This is a genomic window from Nonomuraea sp. NPDC050733, from assembly GCF_040654215.1.
Taxonomy (GTDB): domain Bacteria; phylum Actinomycetota; class Actinomycetes; order Streptosporangiales; family Streptosporangiaceae; genus Nonomuraea.
This window is the reverse complement of record NZ_JBFAHO010000037.1, coordinates 61,314-78,263: the sequence shown is the minus strand read 5'-3', so window position 1 is coordinate 78,263 and position 16,950 is coordinate 61,314. Positions and strand designations below refer to the sequence as shown.

The window sequence follows — 16,950 nt, the reverse complement described above, 5'->3', positions numbered from 1 at the left end:
GATCACGCGACCCGGCTGTTCATCGCCCAGGGCTTCGAGCAGACGACCATCGCCGAGATCGCCGCCGCCGCCCGCGTCGCCAAGAAGACCGTCACGAACTACTTCCCGCGCAAGGAAGACCTGGCCCTGGACCATCAGGGGGTGTTCGCCGCCTCCCTGGCCCGTGCCGTCACCGCGCGACGCCCGGGGGAGTCAGCGCTGGCCGCGCTGCGCCGCGCGTTCGCCGACGCCGTGGCCGCGCAGGACCCGGTCGCCGGATTCTCCGGCCAGGAGTTCGCCCGCATGATCGCCGACAGCCCCACGCTGACCGTCTGCCTGCGCGGCCTGCATGACCAGCGCGAACACCACCTCGCCCAGGCGCTCGCCGACGTCACCGCCGCCCAGTCCGACGACATCACCGTGCAGACCGCCGCCGCCCTGCTAGGCACCGTCCACCGCGTGCTGTTTCACCGCATCCAGGCCCTCACCCTCGCCGGACACCCCAACGACCAGATCGCCCACACGATCGCCGCCGAAGCCACCCGAGCCTTCGACCTGCTGGAGCCCGCCCTGGCCGGCTACGCCTCCGCCTGACGCGGCCGCGACGTCGCCGCGGCCGGGCGGGTTGCCGCCCCAGCCGCCGGCGCAGCTCGCCCCCGACCGAATCTGGATGCCGGCCCCGCGGAACAGACCCCGGACCGTCGGGTGGCCTTACCGGTCAGGCATTCAGCGATCTTCGTACGGCGGCGTCCACCAGCTCGTGGATCTCCTGCTGAGTGAAGATGTCGGGCAGTGTCAGCCGCTCCACGATGAGCCAGTTCAGTGCGAGATAGAGGAGCACCACGGAGGTCGAGTCGCCGGGCAGACCTGAGGTGGCGTGGTAGCCGATGTTGGCGTCGATGTCCTCGCGGATGCGCTTGGTCAGCACGGCGCGCAGCTCAGGGCGCCGGGTGGACTCCAGCCGGAGCTCGAGCAGCGCCAGGTAGCCGGAGTTGAAGGCGGCGACCCGGTCCACCAGCTCGTGCATGAGCTCGGCATAGCGGGTCTCGTCCTGCGCGCCCTCACGGTGACGGGTGATCGTGGCCTCGTCGGGCAGCAACCGTTCATAGATGCGTCCCCCGACCTGGGTGAACAGGTCGTCGCGGCTGGCGAAGTAGTTGGAGGCCGTGCCCGCGGGTACGGCCGCCTCCGCATCGACGGCCCGGAAGGTCAGCCCTCGCGCTCCCTCCCTGGCCAGCACCTCGATGGCCGCGTCGATCAGCGCCTGCCGTCGCTCAGGATTCGTCCGCACTTGACACCACTCCATGTGTAGTACTACGTTCAAACCACTTCATTCAGAGTACTATAGATGGAGCTGAATCAGTATGCGAAAGCTTGTGTACTACGTCGCCGTCTCTCTCGACGGCTACATCGCGGGCCCCAACGCCGAGTTCGACTTCTACCCCATGTCGGACCAGATGACCGAGTGGATCAACGCCCGTTATCCCGAGACGCTCCCCACCCACATCCGCAAGCTCGTTGGCCTTGACGGCGTGCCCAACAAGGTCTTCGACACCCTGGTGATGGGCCGCGGCACCTACGAGCCGGCCTTGGAGGTCCCCACCACCAGCCCGTACTCCCACCTGCGCCAGTACGTCATCTCCCGGACGTTGCAGATCGACGACCCGACGGTGCAGGTGGAGACCGGCGACCCGATCGAGCTCGTCCGGCGGCTGAAGGCGGAGGACACCGGCATGGACATCTACCTCTGCGGCGGCGGCAAGCTCGCCGCCTCCCTGCTCCCGGAGATCGACGAGATCATCCTCAAGAGCTACCCCGTGGTGGCGGGCACGGGCGTCCCCATGTTCTCCGGACAGTTCCGCCCGACCCTGTTCACCCCCACCCGGCGCGAGTCCTTCGACAACGGCGCCCAGGTCACCTGGCTCACCAGGGCCTAGAACCGCAAGGAGGAAACGTGCGTATCAAACTCCCAGCCGCGATCAACCAGGCCAAGGCCGACCACCAGTCCCGATCGCCGCACCAGCACGAACATCCGGCGCGCGATCTCAAGCCCACGGGCCGGACCAACCTCTCCCGCCGCCCGACCGCCGCCCCTCGCCGCAGCGGGTACTGAGAGGGCCGGCCCTGCCGCCCTCCGCACGTTCCACCAGGAGGTGGCCGTACGTCGTCATGGCGGCCGGGCAACTGGGCGGCTTGTTCCTGACCGTCGGGGTGCTCGCGCTGCTGCCCGCCGGCCGGCTGTGCTGCACTCCCACCCGCCACGCGGCGAGCGGCCATCGCATCGAGGACGCGAGCGCTGAATCAGGACGGCCAGCCACTCATCTCCTGTCTTCCGCGAGGGCTCGCGACGGCGTGAGCAGTGCGGAAAGTGCCCAGCGGCCGGGTCCGAGCACGGCGATGAGCAGGAAACCCCAGCAGAAGAGCGCGGCCCTCTCGCCGCCGTTCTCGATCGGGAACAACGCTTGCGGTTGGTGGACGATGAAGTAGGCGTAGGCCATGGTGCCCGAGCAGATGACGGCGGCGGCGCGGGCGGCCAGTCCGAGCAGGACGAGGGCGCCGCCGATCAGCTCGATGACGGCGGCCCACCATCCGGGCCATTGTCCGAAGCCGGGCGCAGGGCCCTGCGGTCCTCCCAACACGTCGAAGAGCGTGGCCGCGCCGTGGCAGGCGAACAGCAGGCCGGTCACGGCGCGGTACAGGGCCAGGAAAAGGTCCTGATTCTTCTTCAACAGATCCACCGCACTGCCCTTTCCCAGAAATGAAGTCACATATGGGAGCGCTCCCAAGCAAGATCCTTCAGCCCTGTCCCACTTGTCAACGCCACCCGGTTCAGCGGATCGTTCCAAAACCATGTCATGTACGCCACGGGGCCAAACTCGCCGGCATGAATGGGCACTTCCATGAAACTTTCATCTGCACATGGAAACGCGGGTGTCGGGTTCAGGGCCCGTCGGTCCAGATGTACCAAGGGCCCGTGAAGTGTTCGTACACTCCCTCTTCAGGGTCCGGCGCCCCATTCGGGCTGTAGGCGAAGCCGTAGCTCTTCCAATTCATCGTGAGCGAGGTGACCATGAACCTCGCTCCCCCGGGAATCTTCTCCACGTCGTCCACCCAGTACAGGCCCCACCACCGACGGCTCACATAGTCGTCGCGCACCGACCTCGCGTGGCGCTCCAGGCTCGGCTCCGACATGGCGAAGCGCGCGTGCAGGGGCGCGTCGAGTTCGACCAGCAGTACCGTGCCCAGCACCAGTGCGAGCGGGACGAACATCCAGGGTCCCGCCCGTCGGCGCTCGCCAGGGCCCGGCACCCGTGCACGCCAGGCCATGGTGATGGCGAGCGCCAGCCAGAACAACGCCAGCGCCAACGCCCAGTAGGACAGGCCGGGAGTGCTCGCCTCGATGAGCGTCAGGAGCGAGGCGAGTCCGGTGGCCCCGGTGAAGAACAGGGCGAAGGGGTTGCGAGTCAGGCGCATGGGACGATCTTGCCCTGTCATCAGGACCAAGCGCATCAGCCAACCGTCGGGCCGGGAAACTCACCCGCGGGGGTCGGGGAAACCGATCCAGCGCAGCAGGATCATCCGGGCGTCGGCGGGTGCGTTGTCGCGGTCGACGCTGAAGCGGTGGACCAGTTTGAGGTACTCCTCGTGGAATTCCTTGAGCTGTGCCTTGGTCATGAAGGCGCTGGCGCGGGAGCCCTGCTGCCAGTCGCCGGCCTCGTCCCGGTTGTGGACGAAGGCCGACAGCAGTCGTAGGTCCTCGGCCAGCCTGGAGTCGCCCAGTCGCTCGGCGAGGTCCTGCTCGGTGTCGGTCAGTTCTTCGCGGGGGGGCATCCGGCGGTCGGCTTTGACGACGTCCCACCAGCGTTCGCGCCCTTTGGCGCGGTCGCGCAACTCGGTCACGAATCCGGTGTCGGACAGCATCCGCAGGTGGTAGCTGGTGGTCCCGGTGTTCTGGCCCATGGCTTTGGCCAGCGTGGTCGAGGTGGCCGGCCCGTGCTGGGCGAGGTGCCTGAGGATCTCTCGCCGCAGTGGGCTGGCGAGTGCCTTCATCGCCGCCGGGGTGTGCATGACCGGTTCCGTGGACATCTGACCAGCTTAGCCGTGCCGAGACCATTATGCAGAAAGTTTCATGCAGAGAAAAACTTGCAGAAAAAATTCTGTAAGGCTAGGGTCGGGCCCATGATCTGGAATCGAATCGCCGGGTGGTCGCTCATCCTGGCGCCGGTCGGGCAGCTCGGCGGCTGGACCTTCATGAGGTTCGGCGGCAACGAAGGAGTCGAGCCATGGACGACGATCGCGCACACGGTGTGGCTCATCGGTTTCGTCATGCTCGCCATCGCCTGCGTCGAACTGTTTCGCCGGGTCCGAAGCCGCGGTGCCGGGCAGATGCTCGCCAGGGTGAGCCTGGCGGTGGCGCTGATCAGCGTCACCGCCTCGATCGCCGAGATGGTCGTCGACCTGTATGTCGGCTTCGCCACCGACAATCATGCGCAGTGGGAGGTCCTGGACCAGCAGATCCGAAGCGTCCCGGCAGCAGAGGCGATCCTGTACGGATTCGGCACCCAGCTTGTCTACCTGGGGCTCCTGGTTCTGATCATCCAGCTGGCCGTCCTGAGGCGAATCGGCACGACGACCCTGACGCTCTTCCTGGCCACCCTGGCCCTGTTCATCACCTACGAAGTGCTGGACGGACCCGGCCGCCAGGTCCTCATGCCGTTCGCGGTCCTGTGCATGTGGCTGGTCCTGGCGCCCCTGGGATGGCGACTGCTGAAGCCGGCGACCCCGGCCGCCGATGCGCTCACGCCGTAGCGGTTGGCAGTCTGCCGCCGGACCGCGCGCGCGTCCTCGTCGCTGATCTCGAGTCCGGCTGGGTCCGCGCGGCAGCTCAGATCATCCGCCGCAGAGCGGTCTCCACGGCGTCGATGAGCGCGTCACCTTCGGTACCGGGGCGGCGGGCAAGGCCGAGTTCGACGTCCGGCAGAGCCGGCAACGCGGCCGCGTCGTGGCAGGCCATCGCCGGCTCGAGGTTGGCGGGCATGAGCGCCGCGACCCCGAGCCCGGCCCGTAGCGCGGCGAGCACTCCGGCGAGACTGTTGCTCTCGAACGCCACCCGCCAGCGGCGCCCGGCGCCTTCCAGCGTTTCCAGCACCGATGTTCGCCAGGCGCACGTGTTCGAGAACAGCACCACCGGCAGCGGATCGGCGTCGGCGGCGACACCCCGCCCGACCGCCCATACCAGCGGCAGACGCACCGTCCAGCGCGGCGGCCAGGGAAGATCCGGGACCTCGTCGAGCACGAGCTGGACACGGCCCGTGTCGTAGGCCTCCCGCATCGCCGCGTCGGAAAGAACGAGCACCTCCAACGTCGCGTCGGGGTGCAGTCGCGCGAGGTCGGCGAGTGCCTGAGGGAGACGGGAAACGGCAAGATCTTCGAGCAGTCCCACGCCGCAGTGCCCGGTGAGCGCACGTCCCGTTTCGGCGAGCGCCTGTGCCGACAACGCGAGGATGCGCTCGGCGTAGGGCAGCAGCTCCTCACCCGCCCGGGTCGGCGAGACGCCGGACGGCGCCCGGTGCAGCAACGGACTGCCGATGGCCCTCTCCAGCTTGCGCAACTGCTGGCTGAGCGCGGGCTGGGTATGGCCGAGCGCCGCCGCCGCACGGCTGATGCTGCCCGCTCGCACGGCGGCGACGAACGACCGCAGCAGCGCGGTCTCGAGATCACGTGCCATAAGTTTTCATTATGCCTGGTCCACCGAATTGACGACTTCCTATGGCATAACGGGCTATCTACCCTCAAACCGGTGACCAGATTTCGACAGGTGCTCGCGGTGCCGGGGCTGACGCCACTGCTGGTCATTTCACTGCTCGCCCGTGCCGCGATCACGGCGGACGTGATGGCGCTGACGATGTACGTCGTGCTTGCCCTCGACATGAGCTACGCGGCGGCGGGAGCCGTGGCGGCGGCGCTCACCACCGGAGTCGCGCTGGGCGGGCCGCTGCTGGGCCGGATGATCGACCGGCGGGGCCTGCGCACTGTGCTGCTGGCCACGGTCGTCCCGCAGCTCGTGTTCTGGCTGACCGTGCCGGTGCTGCCGTACGTGATCCTGCTGGGCGCCTCCTTCGCCGCCGGTCTGCTGATGGTGCCGGTCCAGTCGGTCACCAGACAGGCGATCGCCGCGATGACGACGGCAGGTCAGCGGCGAGCGGCGTTCGCGCTGGAGTCGGTGGCGGGCGAACTGTCGTACATGGTGGGCCCGGCGGTGGTGATCCTTTGCGCGGCGAAGGCGTCCCCCGGCGTGGTGGCATGGGGGGTGGGCGCCGCGATCGTCGCCGGTGGGGCGGGAATCGCCCTGCTCAACCCGCCGCTGCGGGCCGAGAACGAGGCGGACGGCGACGCAGCACGCCGGCCCCGGCGCCGGGAGTGGCTGGGATCGCGCCTGATCGCCGTTCTGACGATGGGGTTCGGCACCGCGATGCTGCTCAGCGGCATCGATCTGGCCGTCGTCGCCACTCTCGAAGAAGCCGGTCAGGTCTCGTGGGCGGCCATGGTCGTCGCCGTACTCGGGGTGATGTCCGTCGTGGGCGGTCTGGTGTACGGAGCGCTCCCCCGGTCGATGCCCACCTGGCTACTCCTCGGTCTGCTCGGGCTGGCGACGATTCCGGCCGGGCTTGCCCATGACTGGGCTTGGCTGTGTGTGGCCGTCATCGGTGCCGGGCTGCTCACCGCCCCGACCCTCTCCACGGTCTCCGACGCGGTGAGCCGGCTGACGCCGGCCAGTGTGCGAGGTGAGGCGACCGGCCTGCAGGCCTCGGCGGCGAGCGCGGGGTTCGCACTCGGCTCCCCGGTCGTGGGAGTGGCGATCGACGCGTCCGTGCCGGCGGGCGGCTTCGCGGCGGCGGGCCTGGCCGGCCTGCTCGCCGCACTGACGGGATACCTGCTCTCGCGCTGGTCACCCGCCGCACCGTCTGCGTCGTCCTCATCGCAGGCACTCGAGCCCTGCGACGCCGTCGCGCCGACCCCATGACGTCAGCCCGGTACGGTCATGGGCGTACGGCCGGCAACGAGCCAGGCACGGCCACGGGCACGCAGCTCGAGGGTCGTGAGTCCGGCGGGCCATCCCATCGCTGAAGCAGGTCAGGGGGCTCGCGAACTGTCGCGCTCACGTCGACAGGACGAGGTTGTGCTCAGGTGATTTCTCGAATGCGATCATCGAACCACAAGCCTATCCGCGCTGATGACTTCGTCCTCATCACCCGTGGCGCCATGGCCAACATGACCGGCGCCGGTGGCTGGCGCAGGCATGTCACGCTTCTGCTTGAGGGCATCCGCGGCCCCGAAAGCTGACCCGGCATCGATCCTTCGGACCGTCCACAGGTGCGGAACCGGTGAAGCCCGGCGCGCAGCCTTCACCCTGCCTCACGACGACGTCAGGGACCCGCACCGCGACCGACGTGTGGCGGCCAGTCCTCCGGCGAGACTGCTCGCCGCGCAGATCAGCACCAGCCCGACATACTGCGGCAGAGAGTAGGCGAACCACGGCTTACCGGTTACGGCCTCCCCGAGCGCGCTGAGCGAAGCGGCGGCGATGCCCGTCCCCAGCAGCGTTCCGACGAACGTCACGATCATCATCTCCCAGCACAATGCTCTGGCGAGCTGCCGCGGCGTGGTCCCGACAGTCCGCAGCAGCCGGATCTCCTCCGCCCGCTCGCTCATCGTCATGGCCGTCGCGTTGAGCACCGAGATCACGGTGTAGACCACCGTCGAGCCCACCAGCAAGGGGGCCACCCACGCCGACGGCCCGGTACGGACGACGCCCGCCGCCACGTCGGTGGTCGTCACGGCGAACAGGAAGGTGCACGCCAGCGCCACGGTCAACATCACCGGAGAGGCCGCCGCCATCGCCCGCCGCGGCTGGGTGACCAAGGAAGAACCGGCCAGCATCCCGGCACCCGGATCGAGCCACGCCACCACGGCCCCGAGCAGCCACCCCATCCCGCGCAACAGGACGGGACCCAGCGCAGAGGCGCCCACGCAGAGCGCCATCGTCGCCCCCAGCGCCGTCGGCACTGCGACCGACACCTTCACCTGCTGCGGCACCAGGGACAACAGCACGCCCCCGCCCGCCAGCGCCGCCACCCCGACGACCGCCCTGGGCCAAGGCAGCAGCCGCCGCTGTGCCGCGCTGTCCCGCAGCACCTCCAGCGGCCCCACACCGACCGCCTTGCGTGTCGCGACCCGGGCCGCCAACAGCGTCACCGCCATCCCCACCACCAAAGCCAGGACGAACGGCCCGGTCGTGGCCTCCACCGGGACCCCCGCGGGCGCCAAGCCGGTCATCCGCATGAACGCCGCCATCAAGGCTGCGTACGGCACGGCCAGCAGGCAGCCCGCCACGCTCGCCAGCACGGCCACCACCAGCGCCTCCGCCATGATGAGCCGGCCCACCTGCCGCGGCGTCATGCCGACCGACCGCAGCAGCCCCCATGTCCTGCGCTGGCGCAGCACGTGCAGGCTCAGCGTGCCCGCGACCACGAAGACGGACACGAACCCTGACACCAGGGCCGACAGCACCAGCAGCCCCATGACGCCGTTCAACTCGTGGCGCGCGCCGGCGGCCACGACCACGAGCGCGCTGCCGCCGACCAGCATCACAGCGAAGATCACCGCCGCGAACGAGGCGGCGAAGCCCATCCGATTGCACCGGATGTTGTTCCAAGCCAGCACGAGTGTCACCGGAGGCCGCCCAGCCGCAGGCCGATCTGCTCCGCCGAGGGCCTGTCCAGGACATCGACGATCCGTCCGTCCGTCAGGACCAGCACGCTGTCGGCGCGGGCCGCCGCCTCCGGATCATGTGTGACCATCACCACGGTCTGACCGAACGCGTCGACCGCCTCCCGCAGCAACACCAGCACCTCGTGCCCGGTGCGGCGGTCCAGCGCCCCCGTCGGCTCGTCGGCGAACAGCACCTCCGGCCTGCCCAGCAGGGCGCGGGCGATCGCCACCCGCTGCTGCTGACCACCGGACAACTGCGCCGGGCGATGCCCTTCCCGCCCGGCCAGCCCCACCCGGTTCAGCAACTCGCGCACGCGTGCGGGTTCGGGCCGCCGCCTGGCAAGTCTGCTGGGCAGGATCACGTTCTGCCACGCGGTCAGCGACGGCACCAGGTTGAACGCCTGGAAGACGATGCCGATCCGATCGCGGCGCAACACCGCCAACTCCTTCTCGCCGAGGCGGGTGATGTCCTGTCCGGCGACGAGGACCGCGCCCGAATCCGGCCGGTCCAGCCCCGACGCGCACTGCAGCAGCGTGCTCTTGCCCGACCCCGAGGGACCCATCACGGCGGTGAAACTGCCACGCGTGAAGCCGACGCTGACCTGCCGGAGCGCCGCCACCTCGGTACTGCCATTCCCGTATGTCCTGGTCACTCCCTCAAGGAGGACCGCGTGATCAACCATGATCAGCAGCCTTCCGGAGAACGTGCGCCAACGCCCATCGGGCATCTCCCTGACCGGCCCCTTGGACTCGCCGCTCGTCCCCTGACCTCGACCCTGAGAGCGCGATGCCGACAGCAGATCCGATGATCGCCGACTTCGGTCCAGCCGCTTCCCTTCCGACATTTTATCGATTATCGTCGATTAACGATGGAGCCGATGAGCGGGCCGCTCGATCGCGAAGCGGCGGAAGAGTACGCGAGCTGGTTCAAGGCGCTGGCCGACGCGACGCGGATTCAGATCGTGTCGCTGCTGGCCCGCAGGCGCGAGCCGATGACTGTGGGCGAGATCGTGGCCGTCTCCGGGGTGGGCCAGTCAACCGTGTCGCACCACCTGAAGATCCTGGCCGAGGTGCGGTTCGTCCTGCTGGAACGGCGGGGGACCTCCAGCCTCTACCGGATCAACGAGAACTGCGTGAGCTGCTTTCCGACAGCCGCGGACGTCGTCATGGGCAATCCCGTCCCGGCAACCCCGACCTGTGACTGAGGAGCGCCGACCATGGCCCACGAGGAGATCAGACCGCCGGCCGGGCCAGGCATGGAGATTCGGCCGATGCGCGAGGCGGACGCGGACGAAGTCCTGGCGATCTATCAGGCCGGGCTGGACACCGGCCAGGCCAGCTTCGAGATCACGGCACCGAGCTGGGAGGGCTTCACCTCGGGCAAGCTGCCGCACCTCCGCTGTGTGGCCGCCGACACCGGCACCGGCGAAATCCTCGGCTGGGCGGCCGCCTCGGCGGTGTCGGCCCGCCCCGTGTACGCCGGGGTTGTGGAGCACAGCATCTACGTTCACCCAGGATGCCAGGCACAGGGCGTCGGTCGCTCCCTGCTGACGGCCTTCGTCCGCGCGTGCGAAGACGCGGGGATCTGGACCCTTCAGTCGGGCGTCTTCCCCGAGAACCAGGCCAGCCTGGCACTGCACCAGGCGCTCGGCTTTCGTGTCGTGGGCACCCGCGAGCGCATCGGCCGGCACCACGGAGCCTGGCGAGACGTCGTGTTGATCGAGAGGCGCAGCCGAAGCATCTGAGCTTCGTCGCCGAGCCTGTCCACGTTTGGTTCACCCCTTCGTCACCGTCTGGACATCGCCACCTGTCAACATCGATTCCTGTCGATATCGATGAATGCCGATGAGGACAGGTGATGGAGGAACTGAACCTGCTGGAGTGCTGCTCGCAACTGGCGCGGGAACCACTCGGCGAGGAGGAGGCGGCCGGCCTCGCACGGGCGTTCAAGGCACTCGGCGACCCCGTACGGCTGCGCATCCTGTCGATCGTGGCCGGCCACGAAAGCGGCGAGGCGTGCGTGTGCGACCTGAACGCGAGCTTCGACCTGGGACAGCCGACGATCAGCCACCATCTCAAGGTGCTCAAGGACGCCGGCCTGCTCACCTCACAGCGACGGGCCTCCTGGGTGTACTACCGTCTCGTGCCGGATCGCCTGGCCCAGTTGTCCGCGTTGCTCTCCCTCCCTGCTGAGATGACTCCATGACGCCTCTGCCACGCCGTCTTCTCGCTGAGTTCCTGGGCACGGCACTGCTGGTGACCGTGGTGGTCGGCTCCGGCGTCATGGCCCAGACCTTGTCCCCGCACGACGTCGGCCTGCAACTACTGGAGAACTCCACCGCCACCGTCTTCGGCCTCGCCGTGCTGATCGTCGTTCTCGGTCCGGTTTCCGGCGCGCACCTCAATCCCGTGGTGTCGCTGGCCGACTGGTGGCAGGGCCGGCGGAGCGGCATCGGTCTGCGGACGCGGGAACTCGGCGCCTACATCGCCGCGCAACTCCTGGGCGGCATCAGTGGTGCGGTCCTGGCGAACGCGATGTTCGACCGACCGGCGATCACCTGGTCCGCCCATGACCGGGCAGGCGCTCACCTGTGGCTCGGCGAGGTGGTCGCGACCGCAGGACTGTTGCTGGTGATCTTCTCGCTCACCCGCAGCGGGCGTACGACGCTCGCCCCGGTGGCGGTGGGCGGCTACATCGGGGCGGCCTACTGGTTCACCTCCTCCACCAGCTTCGCCAACCCCGCGGTCACCATCGGCCGCGCCTTCTCCGACACCTTCGCCGGCATCGCCCCCACCTCGGTGCCCGGTTTCGTGGCAGCCCAGCTCGTGGGTGGCGCTGTCGGACTGCTGCTGGTACGCGGCTTGTTCGGCCGAGCCCCGGCCGGCACGCCCGAGCCCGTCTTCCCTCATCCGCAGCGACGGAAAGGACCCACCCCGTGAACGCCAGGCCCAGTGTCCTGTTCGTGTGCGTGCACAACGCCGGACGCTCCCAGATGGCCGCCGGCTGGCTGACCCAGCTGGCCGGCGACCGCATCGAGGTCCGTTCAGCCGGTTCGGCCCCGGCCGAGCAGGTCAACCCGGTCGCCGTCGAGGCGATGCGCGAGGCCGGCATCGACATCACCGCCGCACACCCGAAGATTCTCACCCCGGAGACGGTGCAGGCCTCCGACGTGGTCATCACCATGGGCTGCGGGGATGCCTGCCCCGTCTTCCCAGGCAAGCGGTACGAGGATTGGCAGCTCGACGACCCGGCCGGGCAGGACATCGAGGCAGTGCGTCAGATCCGTGACGAGATCCGCGCCCGTGTCCAAAAGCTGGTCGACAGCTTGTGATTCCGGTCAGCCGGTCGGACGCCTTGACGCCCTGGTCAGGACCCGGCTCGCTGGGCCAACGGAGTGAACAGCGCGCCGAGCCGGGCGACCTGCTCCGGGATGATCCGGTAGTAGACCCAGGTGCCGCGGCGCTCGCCGTCGATCAGCCCCGCCATGCGCAACACCTTGAGGTGGTGGCTGATGGTGGGCGCGGTCAGGTCGAAGGCGTCGGTCAGATCGCACACGCACGCCTCACCACCGGCATGGGAACCGATCATGGACAGCAGGCGCAGCCGAACCGGGTCAGCGACCGCCTTGAGCAGCGCGGCGAGATCGGCGGCGTCGGCCTCGGCCAGCGGCTCGCGGGCGATGGGCGCGCAGCACGCCTCTGCCTGGCCGCTGTCGAGGAGGGGCAGTGCGTTGGCGGTCATGCGGGGGCCTCCGGGCATGGACGGTGGTTCGATGCCTGTCTAAATGATAGACGGTGGTAGGCCACCAGCGTGGCGGCGGCGGTCAGGCAGGCCAGCGTGACCGCGGCCAGGACCCAGCCGTAGCCGGTGGCGTGCGCCATGGCCAGAGCCGCGGCAGGTGCGCCGGCCTTCGCCATGGTGGCCGGCAGGGCGATGCGGCCGGACAGGCTGGCGTACGCGAGAACGCTGTAGCGCTCGGCCAGCAGGTGGGGCTTGGTGATCGTGCCCACGCCGAAGCCGAGGCCGAACAGCAGCACCCCGGCGATCGCGCCACCGAGGCTGTCCCCCACCAGCGGCAGCACGGCTGCGCCGACGGCTTGCAGAGTGAAGACGGCGGCGGCTGTCAGGGCAGCGGGCATGCGCCGTTGCAGGCCGGTGGTGATCAGCCGGCCGGTGACCGACAACACGCCCAGCAGTCCGGCCACGGTCGCGGCCAGCAAGGGCGGGTGTCCAAGTTGGACCAGGAAGGTGACCAGCAGGACCGAGACGGTCGCCACAGCACCGCCGTGGAGCGTGAAGGCCGCGGCCAGCAGCCAGAACGCGTTCTGACGGGTGGCGGCGCGCACGAGCACCGCCCGCCGATCGGCCTCCGACGAAGCCGGCGCCGCGTCGACCGGGGTGCTGTCGCCGGCCGGCCCGGTGTGCTCGACGGCCTCGGCTGGATGGGGCCGACGCAGGGCGAAAGCGTGCAGCGGGATGGCGGTCACGCCGTAGATCACAGCGAGGACGACCAGGGCTCCACGCCAGCCGCGGGCCTCGACGAGCACCCCCGCGAGCGGCATGAAGATCGAAGAAGCGAAACCGGCCACCACGGTCACCGCCAGCAGGGCGCCGGCGCGGCGGGGGCCGGCGAACCAGGTGACGATGACAGCGAACGCGGCCTCGTACAACACCATGGCCGAAGCGACGCCGATCAGCGCGAACACCGCGTACAGCTGCGTCACATCCTGGACACGCGACCAGGCGAGCATGGCGACGGTGCCCAGGACGGAGCCGGCGCTCATCAGCAGGCGGCCTCCGTGGGCGTCCAGCCAGCGCCCCGCCAGTGGAGCGCCGAGCGCGGCGACGAGGACCGACAAGGTCAACGCGAGCGCGACCTCCGAGGCGCCGGCATGCAGGTCACGGCTCATGGGAGCGATCAGGACCGAGAAGACGTAGTACAGGACACCGAACCCGACGGTCTGGGTGACGGCCAGGGCAGCGACCACGCGCCGGCCGCTCATGTTCGGTCCGGGGTCGGACCCGGAATTCTCATCGGGGTTCCAGCCCGGCGGCCGGTCAGCCGCAGCAGCCCCCACCACCATCGGAAGCCGCCACACCCGCCAGCGGCAAGGGCGTTCCGAGAAGCCCGCCGCTGACTCCGGTGGCCAGGCCGACCCGCTGCTCCTGTGCCTGAGCGAGGTTGGAGGAGCACACACCGGTCTCCGGCAGCTCCAACTGAACGTCGCGGGCGGCCTCCCAGTCACCGGCCAGCGCCGCCACCACAGAGCGGGCCTGCTCGTAGCCGGTGGCCATGAGGAAGGTCGGCGCCCGGCCGTAGCTCTTCACACCGATCGCGTAGTAGCCGGGCTCGGGGTGGGCCAGCTCGTCGACGCCGTGCGCCGGAACGGTGCCGCAGGAGTGGGCGTTCGGGTCGATCAGGGGCGCGAGTGCGCGAGTGGAGCCGAGAATCGGATCGAGGTCCAGCCGGAGTTCGGAGGCGACCGCATGGTCCGGCCGGTAGCCGGTCGCGGCGACGATCCGGTCCACGACCACCGTCTCCTCGTTGCCTGACGGGGCACGGCTGATCACACGCACCCGCTCACCGTTCCGATCCACCGCGTGCGTGAAGAAGCCGGTCAGCAGCCGGACGCGGCCGGAGGCGACCAGGCCGTGCAGCCGGGTCCCGAGCGCACCGCGCGCCGGGAGTGCGTCCGCTTCGCCTCCGCCGTAGGCGCGGCGGGCGTCGCCCGCGCGGATCGCCCACGTGATGGTGGTGCCGTCCAACTGGGCCAGCGCCAGCAAGGTGGTGGCGGCCGAGTGACCCGCTCCCACCACCAGCACGCTGCGGCCCTCGTAACGCTCGCGGTCGGCGCCGAGCACGTCCGGCAGAGCGTGGTCGATCAGGTCGGCCGCCGCCTCCTCGCCGTGGGCGGGCAGGCCACTGGCGCCCAGGACGTTCGGGCTGGTGTACGTGCCCGAGGCGTCGATGACGGCCCGCGCACGCAGCTCCTGGCCGCCGGCCAGGCGGATGAGGAACGGGGCGTGCTCACGTCCCGCGGTGCGGACCCTGTCGAAGCCCACGCGGCTGATCGCCGTCACCTGCGCGCCGGTACGCACCCTCTCCCCCAGCAACCCGGCCAGCGGGGCCAGGTAGTCGCCGACGAGTTCGGCGCCGGTGGGCAGCCAGTCGGGATCGGGCTCGTTCCAGCCGGCGGCCGTGAGCAGGCGGCGAGCGGCGGCGTCGATGTCGTACTTCCACGGGCTGAACACCCGCACGTGCCCCCACCGTGCCACTGAGGCGCCGGCCTGCTGCCCGGCCTCCAGCACCAGGAAGTCCAGACCGCGCTCCGCCAGGTGCGCGGCTGCGGCCAGTCCCACCGGCCCGGCGCCGATGACCACCACCGGCAGCGCATCACCACCCTCGGCGGCCACGCAACCGCAGCCACTGTCGGCCTTGGCCTGCGCCACTGTGACGCCGGGCTCCAGGGCCCGTTCGGCGGGCGAACAACAGGCGCTGACCCCACAACACCCGGCGGCCGACCGGCCCTGGTCCTGGCCGCTGACGTTCTCGCTCATCGCTCCTCCTGCGTCGCCTTGATTCGATGTCGCTCGAATCAGACTCAAGCATGGCCACTGTATAGAAGAATGTCAAATTAGATTGATTTCTAAGTAGCTCTGCGCGTCGCCGTCATGCCTGGCGCCGGCGAACGAGCCGCCCCACGATCTGGCGCGCATCGACACCGACACCACGCAGGCTGTTGGACGCCGGCGTGCGCTGCCATTCGAGCCCGAGATAGCCCAGGCCCGCATGGGTACATGACAGACCGCCCACTTGGCGCGGCCGGCCGCGGCCGTCCAGCGCGCCCAGCGACGCGAGATAGCCGAGGTCGGGCCGATAACCGGTAGCCAGAAGCAGGACATCTATCTGTTCGCGACGACCATCGGCCCACTCGACCTTGTCGCCTTCCAGGCGCCGGAACATCGGGCGACGCTCCAGACGCCCGGAACGCAGCGCCTCGCGATAGCGCCCGTCGTCGAGAACAGGCTGAGTGGGCGGCTGATCGGCGCGCCGCAGCGGGAGCCGATCGAACCCGGTGAGCCGGAACCAGAAGTGCAGGTCCCTGCCCAACGGCCGCTGCGGAGCCAGCCGGACGGGAGCACGACTCGCCAACGTCACGTCGGCATGGTTCGCCAGCTCATAAGCGACCTGGACAGCGGAGTTTCCCGCACCTACCACCACGACCCGCCTTCCGGCCAGCGGCTCGGGATCACGGTAGTCAGCGACATGCAGCGTCTGACCAGCGAAGGTCTCCAGTCCCATCAGCGCGGGCCGGTAGGGATGGGCGAACGACCCCGAAGCGGCGATCAGATTCGAGGCGGCCACCCGTCCACCGTCGGAGAGCCGGACCTCGAAGCCGTTTCCCTCGGCACGGGTGACGTCGCTGACGCGAACCCCGGTCCGGATCTCGGCACCACGCCGGACCAGTTCGCGGGCATACCGCTCCAGATAGGAGATCACCTCGTCACGGTGCGGATATCGGTCCGGGTCACCCGGGAACGCCATCCCAGGCAGCGCGCTGTATCGGGCGGGGGAGAACAAGGTGAGACTGTCGTAGTAGTGCGGCCAGGAGCCGGCCGGCCGGCCGGAAGCCTCCAGCACCAACGGGTGCAGCCCTGCCCGAAGCGCGGCATGCGCCGCGGCCAGCCCTGACTGTCCCGCTCCGACGATCACCATTGAGAAGGCATCGGTCATCATGACCCGACAACATATCTTCATTCGTTAATATGTCAATATGATGATGTGACAGCTAGGCTGGCCCCAGAAAGGACGTGATCCCGTGGCCGACCCGGCAAGCCATCCGGCCCCCGAATGCGCACTGCCGCAACTCAGTGAGGCCACCCACGACTTCCTCAAGGCACTGGCCCATCCGAGCCGCCAGCAGATCATGCTGTTGTTCGCCCGAGGCGCCGAACTCTCCGTCAATCAGGTCGCCGAGCTCGCCGGTATCGGCCAGTCCAATGCCTCCCAGCAACTGGCCCTGCTCCGTCGTGGCGGCATCGTCACCGCCCGCCGCGACGGCAAGGAGGTGCTGTATCGGGGCGACAAGGAGCGCGCTGCCCAGGCCCTCGCCGAACTACAGAGCTACCTGCAGTTCTGCTGCTGACTCCGCTTCGCCACGACCCGGCGCCCGGCGGGCCGGCCTCGGAGCCATCAC

General features: G+C 69.4%; 22 protein-coding genes. 11 read left to right on the top strand and 11 right to left on the bottom strand.

What is annotated here, in order from left to right:
- A partial coding sequence (locus AB0H64_RS36260) for a TetR family transcriptional regulator (RefSeq protein ID WP_357633899.1) occupies positions 1 to 573 on the top strand: 573 nt, incomplete at its 5' end.
- 124 nt (positions 574 to 697) lie between these two features.
- Here the strand turns inward: AB0H64_RS36260 and AB0H64_RS36255 are convergent.
- Entirely contained in the window at positions 698 to 1,270 is a 573-nt protein-coding gene (locus AB0H64_RS36255) for a TetR family transcriptional regulator (RefSeq protein ID WP_357633896.1), read from the bottom strand.
- A 73-nt stretch (positions 1,271 to 1,343) separates the two neighbouring features.
- Between AB0H64_RS36255 and AB0H64_RS36250 the strand changes: the two genes are divergently transcribed.
- Both AB0H64_RS36250 and AB0H64_RS36245 read left to right on the top strand, forming a co-directional pair.
- The gene (locus AB0H64_RS36250; protein ID WP_357633893.1) at positions 1,344 to 1,916 is read left to right on the top strand and encodes a dihydrofolate reductase family protein; all 573 of its coding nucleotides are present in this window, start codon (positions 1,344 to 1,346) and stop codon (positions 1,914 to 1,916) included.
- A 17-nt stretch (positions 1,917 to 1,933) separates the two neighbouring features.
- The gene (locus AB0H64_RS36245) at positions 1,934 to 2,092 is read left to right on the top strand and encodes a hypothetical protein (RefSeq protein ID WP_357633891.1); all 159 of its coding nucleotides are present in this window, start codon (positions 1,934 to 1,936) and stop codon (positions 2,090 to 2,092) included.
- Between the two features lie 205 nt (positions 2,093 to 2,297).
- Here AB0H64_RS36245 and AB0H64_RS36240 read toward each other — a convergent pair whose 3' ends face one another.
- From AB0H64_RS36240 to AB0H64_RS36230, 3 genes are all read right to left on the bottom strand, one after another.
- Positions 2,298 to 2,717, bottom strand: a complete 420-nt coding sequence (locus AB0H64_RS36240) for a DoxX family protein (protein ID WP_357633889.1) — start codon at positions 2,715 to 2,717, stop codon at positions 2,298 to 2,300.
- A 202-nt stretch (positions 2,718 to 2,919) separates the two neighbouring features.
- Positions 2,920 to 3,453, bottom strand: a complete 534-nt coding sequence (locus AB0H64_RS36235; RefSeq protein ID WP_357633887.1) for a hypothetical protein — start codon at positions 3,451 to 3,453, stop codon at positions 2,920 to 2,922.
- Positions 3,454 to 3,513: 60 nt separating this feature from the next.
- On the bottom strand, positions 3,514 to 4,065 hold the full coding sequence (locus AB0H64_RS36230; RefSeq protein ID WP_357633884.1) for a helix-turn-helix domain-containing protein: 552 nt from the start codon (positions 4,063 to 4,065) through the stop codon (positions 3,514 to 3,516).
- A gap of 93 nt (positions 4,066 to 4,158) precedes the next feature.
- Between AB0H64_RS36230 and AB0H64_RS36225 the strand changes: the two genes are divergently transcribed.
- A complete protein-coding gene (locus AB0H64_RS36225) occupies positions 4,159 to 4,788 on the top strand; it encodes a hypothetical protein (RefSeq protein ID WP_357633882.1) in 630 nt (209 codons plus the stop codon).
- A 76-nt stretch (positions 4,789 to 4,864) separates the two neighbouring features.
- On the opposite strand, the gene AB0H64_RS36220 is transcribed toward AB0H64_RS36225, so the two are convergent.
- Positions 4,865 to 5,707 carry a LysR family transcriptional regulator gene (locus AB0H64_RS36220; RefSeq protein ID WP_357633881.1) on the bottom strand — a complete coding sequence of 281 codons (843 nt, stop codon included), beginning with the start codon at positions 5,705 to 5,707 and terminating at the stop codon, positions 4,865 to 4,867.
- Between the two features lie 72 nt (positions 5,708 to 5,779).
- Between AB0H64_RS36220 and AB0H64_RS36215 the strand changes: the two genes are divergently transcribed.
- A complete protein-coding gene (locus tag AB0H64_RS36215; protein WP_357633878.1) occupies positions 5,780 to 7,003 on the top strand; it encodes an MFS transporter in 1,224 nt (407 codons plus the stop codon).
- A 392-nt stretch (positions 7,004 to 7,395) separates the two neighbouring features.
- Here the strand turns inward: AB0H64_RS36215 and AB0H64_RS36210 are convergent, their stop codons facing one another.
- Together AB0H64_RS36210 and AB0H64_RS36205 are read right to left on the bottom strand one after the other, a co-directional pair.
- Positions 7,396 to 8,703: an FtsX-like permease family protein gene (locus AB0H64_RS36210; protein ID WP_357633876.1), complete on the bottom strand. Its 1,308-nt coding sequence runs from the start codon at positions 8,701 to 8,703 to the stop codon at positions 7,396 to 7,398.
- A 5-nt stretch (positions 8,704 to 8,708) separates the two neighbouring features.
- Positions 8,709 to 9,434, bottom strand: a complete 726-nt coding sequence (locus AB0H64_RS36205; RefSeq protein WP_357633873.1) for an ABC transporter ATP-binding protein — start codon at positions 9,432 to 9,434, stop codon at positions 8,709 to 8,711.
- 195 nt (positions 9,435 to 9,629) lie between these two features.
- Here AB0H64_RS36205 and AB0H64_RS36200 point away from each other — a divergent pair, with 195 nt between their 5' ends.
- From AB0H64_RS36200 to AB0H64_RS36180, 5 genes are all read left to right on the top strand, one after another.
- Entirely contained in the window at positions 9,630 to 9,956 is a 327-nt protein-coding gene (locus tag AB0H64_RS36200) for a metalloregulator ArsR/SmtB family transcription factor (RefSeq protein ID WP_357633870.1), read from the top strand.
- Between the two features lie 12 nt (positions 9,957 to 9,968).
- Complete coding sequence (locus tag AB0H64_RS36195) at positions 9,969 to 10,496, top strand: N-acetyltransferase family protein (protein WP_357633868.1); 528 nt, start codon at positions 9,969 to 9,971, stop codon at positions 10,494 to 10,496.
- Between the two features lie 113 nt (positions 10,497 to 10,609).
- Complete coding sequence (locus AB0H64_RS36190; RefSeq protein WP_357633867.1) at positions 10,610 to 10,957, top strand: metalloregulator ArsR/SmtB family transcription factor; 348 nt, start codon at positions 10,610 to 10,612, stop codon at positions 10,955 to 10,957.
- Positions 10,954 to 11,691: an MIP/aquaporin family protein gene (locus tag AB0H64_RS36185; RefSeq protein ID WP_357633864.1), complete on the top strand. Its 738-nt coding sequence runs from the start codon at positions 10,954 to 10,956 to the stop codon at positions 11,689 to 11,691. The genes AB0H64_RS36190 and AB0H64_RS36185 overlap by 4 nt, the downstream gene beginning before the upstream one ends.
- Positions 11,688 to 12,083, top strand: a complete 396-nt coding sequence (locus AB0H64_RS36180; protein ID WP_357633860.1) for an arsenate reductase ArsC — start codon at positions 11,688 to 11,690, stop codon at positions 12,081 to 12,083. Before AB0H64_RS36185 ends, AB0H64_RS36180 begins: the two co-directional genes overlap by 4 nt.
- A gap of 35 nt (positions 12,084 to 12,118) precedes the next feature.
- On the opposite strand, the gene AB0H64_RS36175 is transcribed toward AB0H64_RS36180, so the two are convergent.
- The 4 genes from AB0H64_RS36175 to AB0H64_RS36160 all read right to left on the bottom strand — a co-directional run bounded on the left by AB0H64_RS36175 (position 12,119) and on the right by AB0H64_RS36160 (position 16,490).
- Positions 12,119 to 12,493, bottom strand: a complete 375-nt coding sequence (locus AB0H64_RS36175) for a metalloregulator ArsR/SmtB family transcription factor (RefSeq protein ID WP_357633858.1) — start codon at positions 12,491 to 12,493, stop codon at positions 12,119 to 12,121.
- Complete coding sequence (locus tag AB0H64_RS36170; protein ID WP_357633855.1) at positions 12,490 to 13,755, bottom strand: MFS transporter; 1,266 nt, start codon at positions 13,753 to 13,755, stop codon at positions 12,490 to 12,492. Before AB0H64_RS36170 ends, AB0H64_RS36175 begins: the two co-directional genes overlap by 4 nt.
- Before the next feature lie 55 nt (positions 13,756 to 13,810).
- Entirely contained in the window at positions 13,811 to 15,310 is a 1,500-nt protein-coding gene (locus AB0H64_RS36165) for an FAD-dependent oxidoreductase (RefSeq protein ID WP_357633852.1), read from the bottom strand.
- Positions 15,311 to 15,422: 112 nt separating this feature from the next.
- Positions 15,423 to 16,490, bottom strand: coding sequence for an NAD(P)-binding domain-containing protein (locus AB0H64_RS36160; RefSeq protein ID WP_357633850.1), 1,068 nt, complete (start codon positions 16,488 to 16,490; stop codon positions 15,423 to 15,425).
- A gap of 82 nt (positions 16,491 to 16,572) precedes the next feature.
- Here AB0H64_RS36160 and AB0H64_RS36155 point away from each other — a divergent pair, with 82 nt between their 5' ends.
- On the top strand, positions 16,573 to 16,899 hold the full coding sequence (locus AB0H64_RS36155) for a metalloregulator ArsR/SmtB family transcription factor (RefSeq protein WP_357633847.1): 327 nt from the start codon (positions 16,573 to 16,575) through the stop codon (positions 16,897 to 16,899).
- Positions 16,900 to 16,950 lie beyond the last annotated feature (51 nt).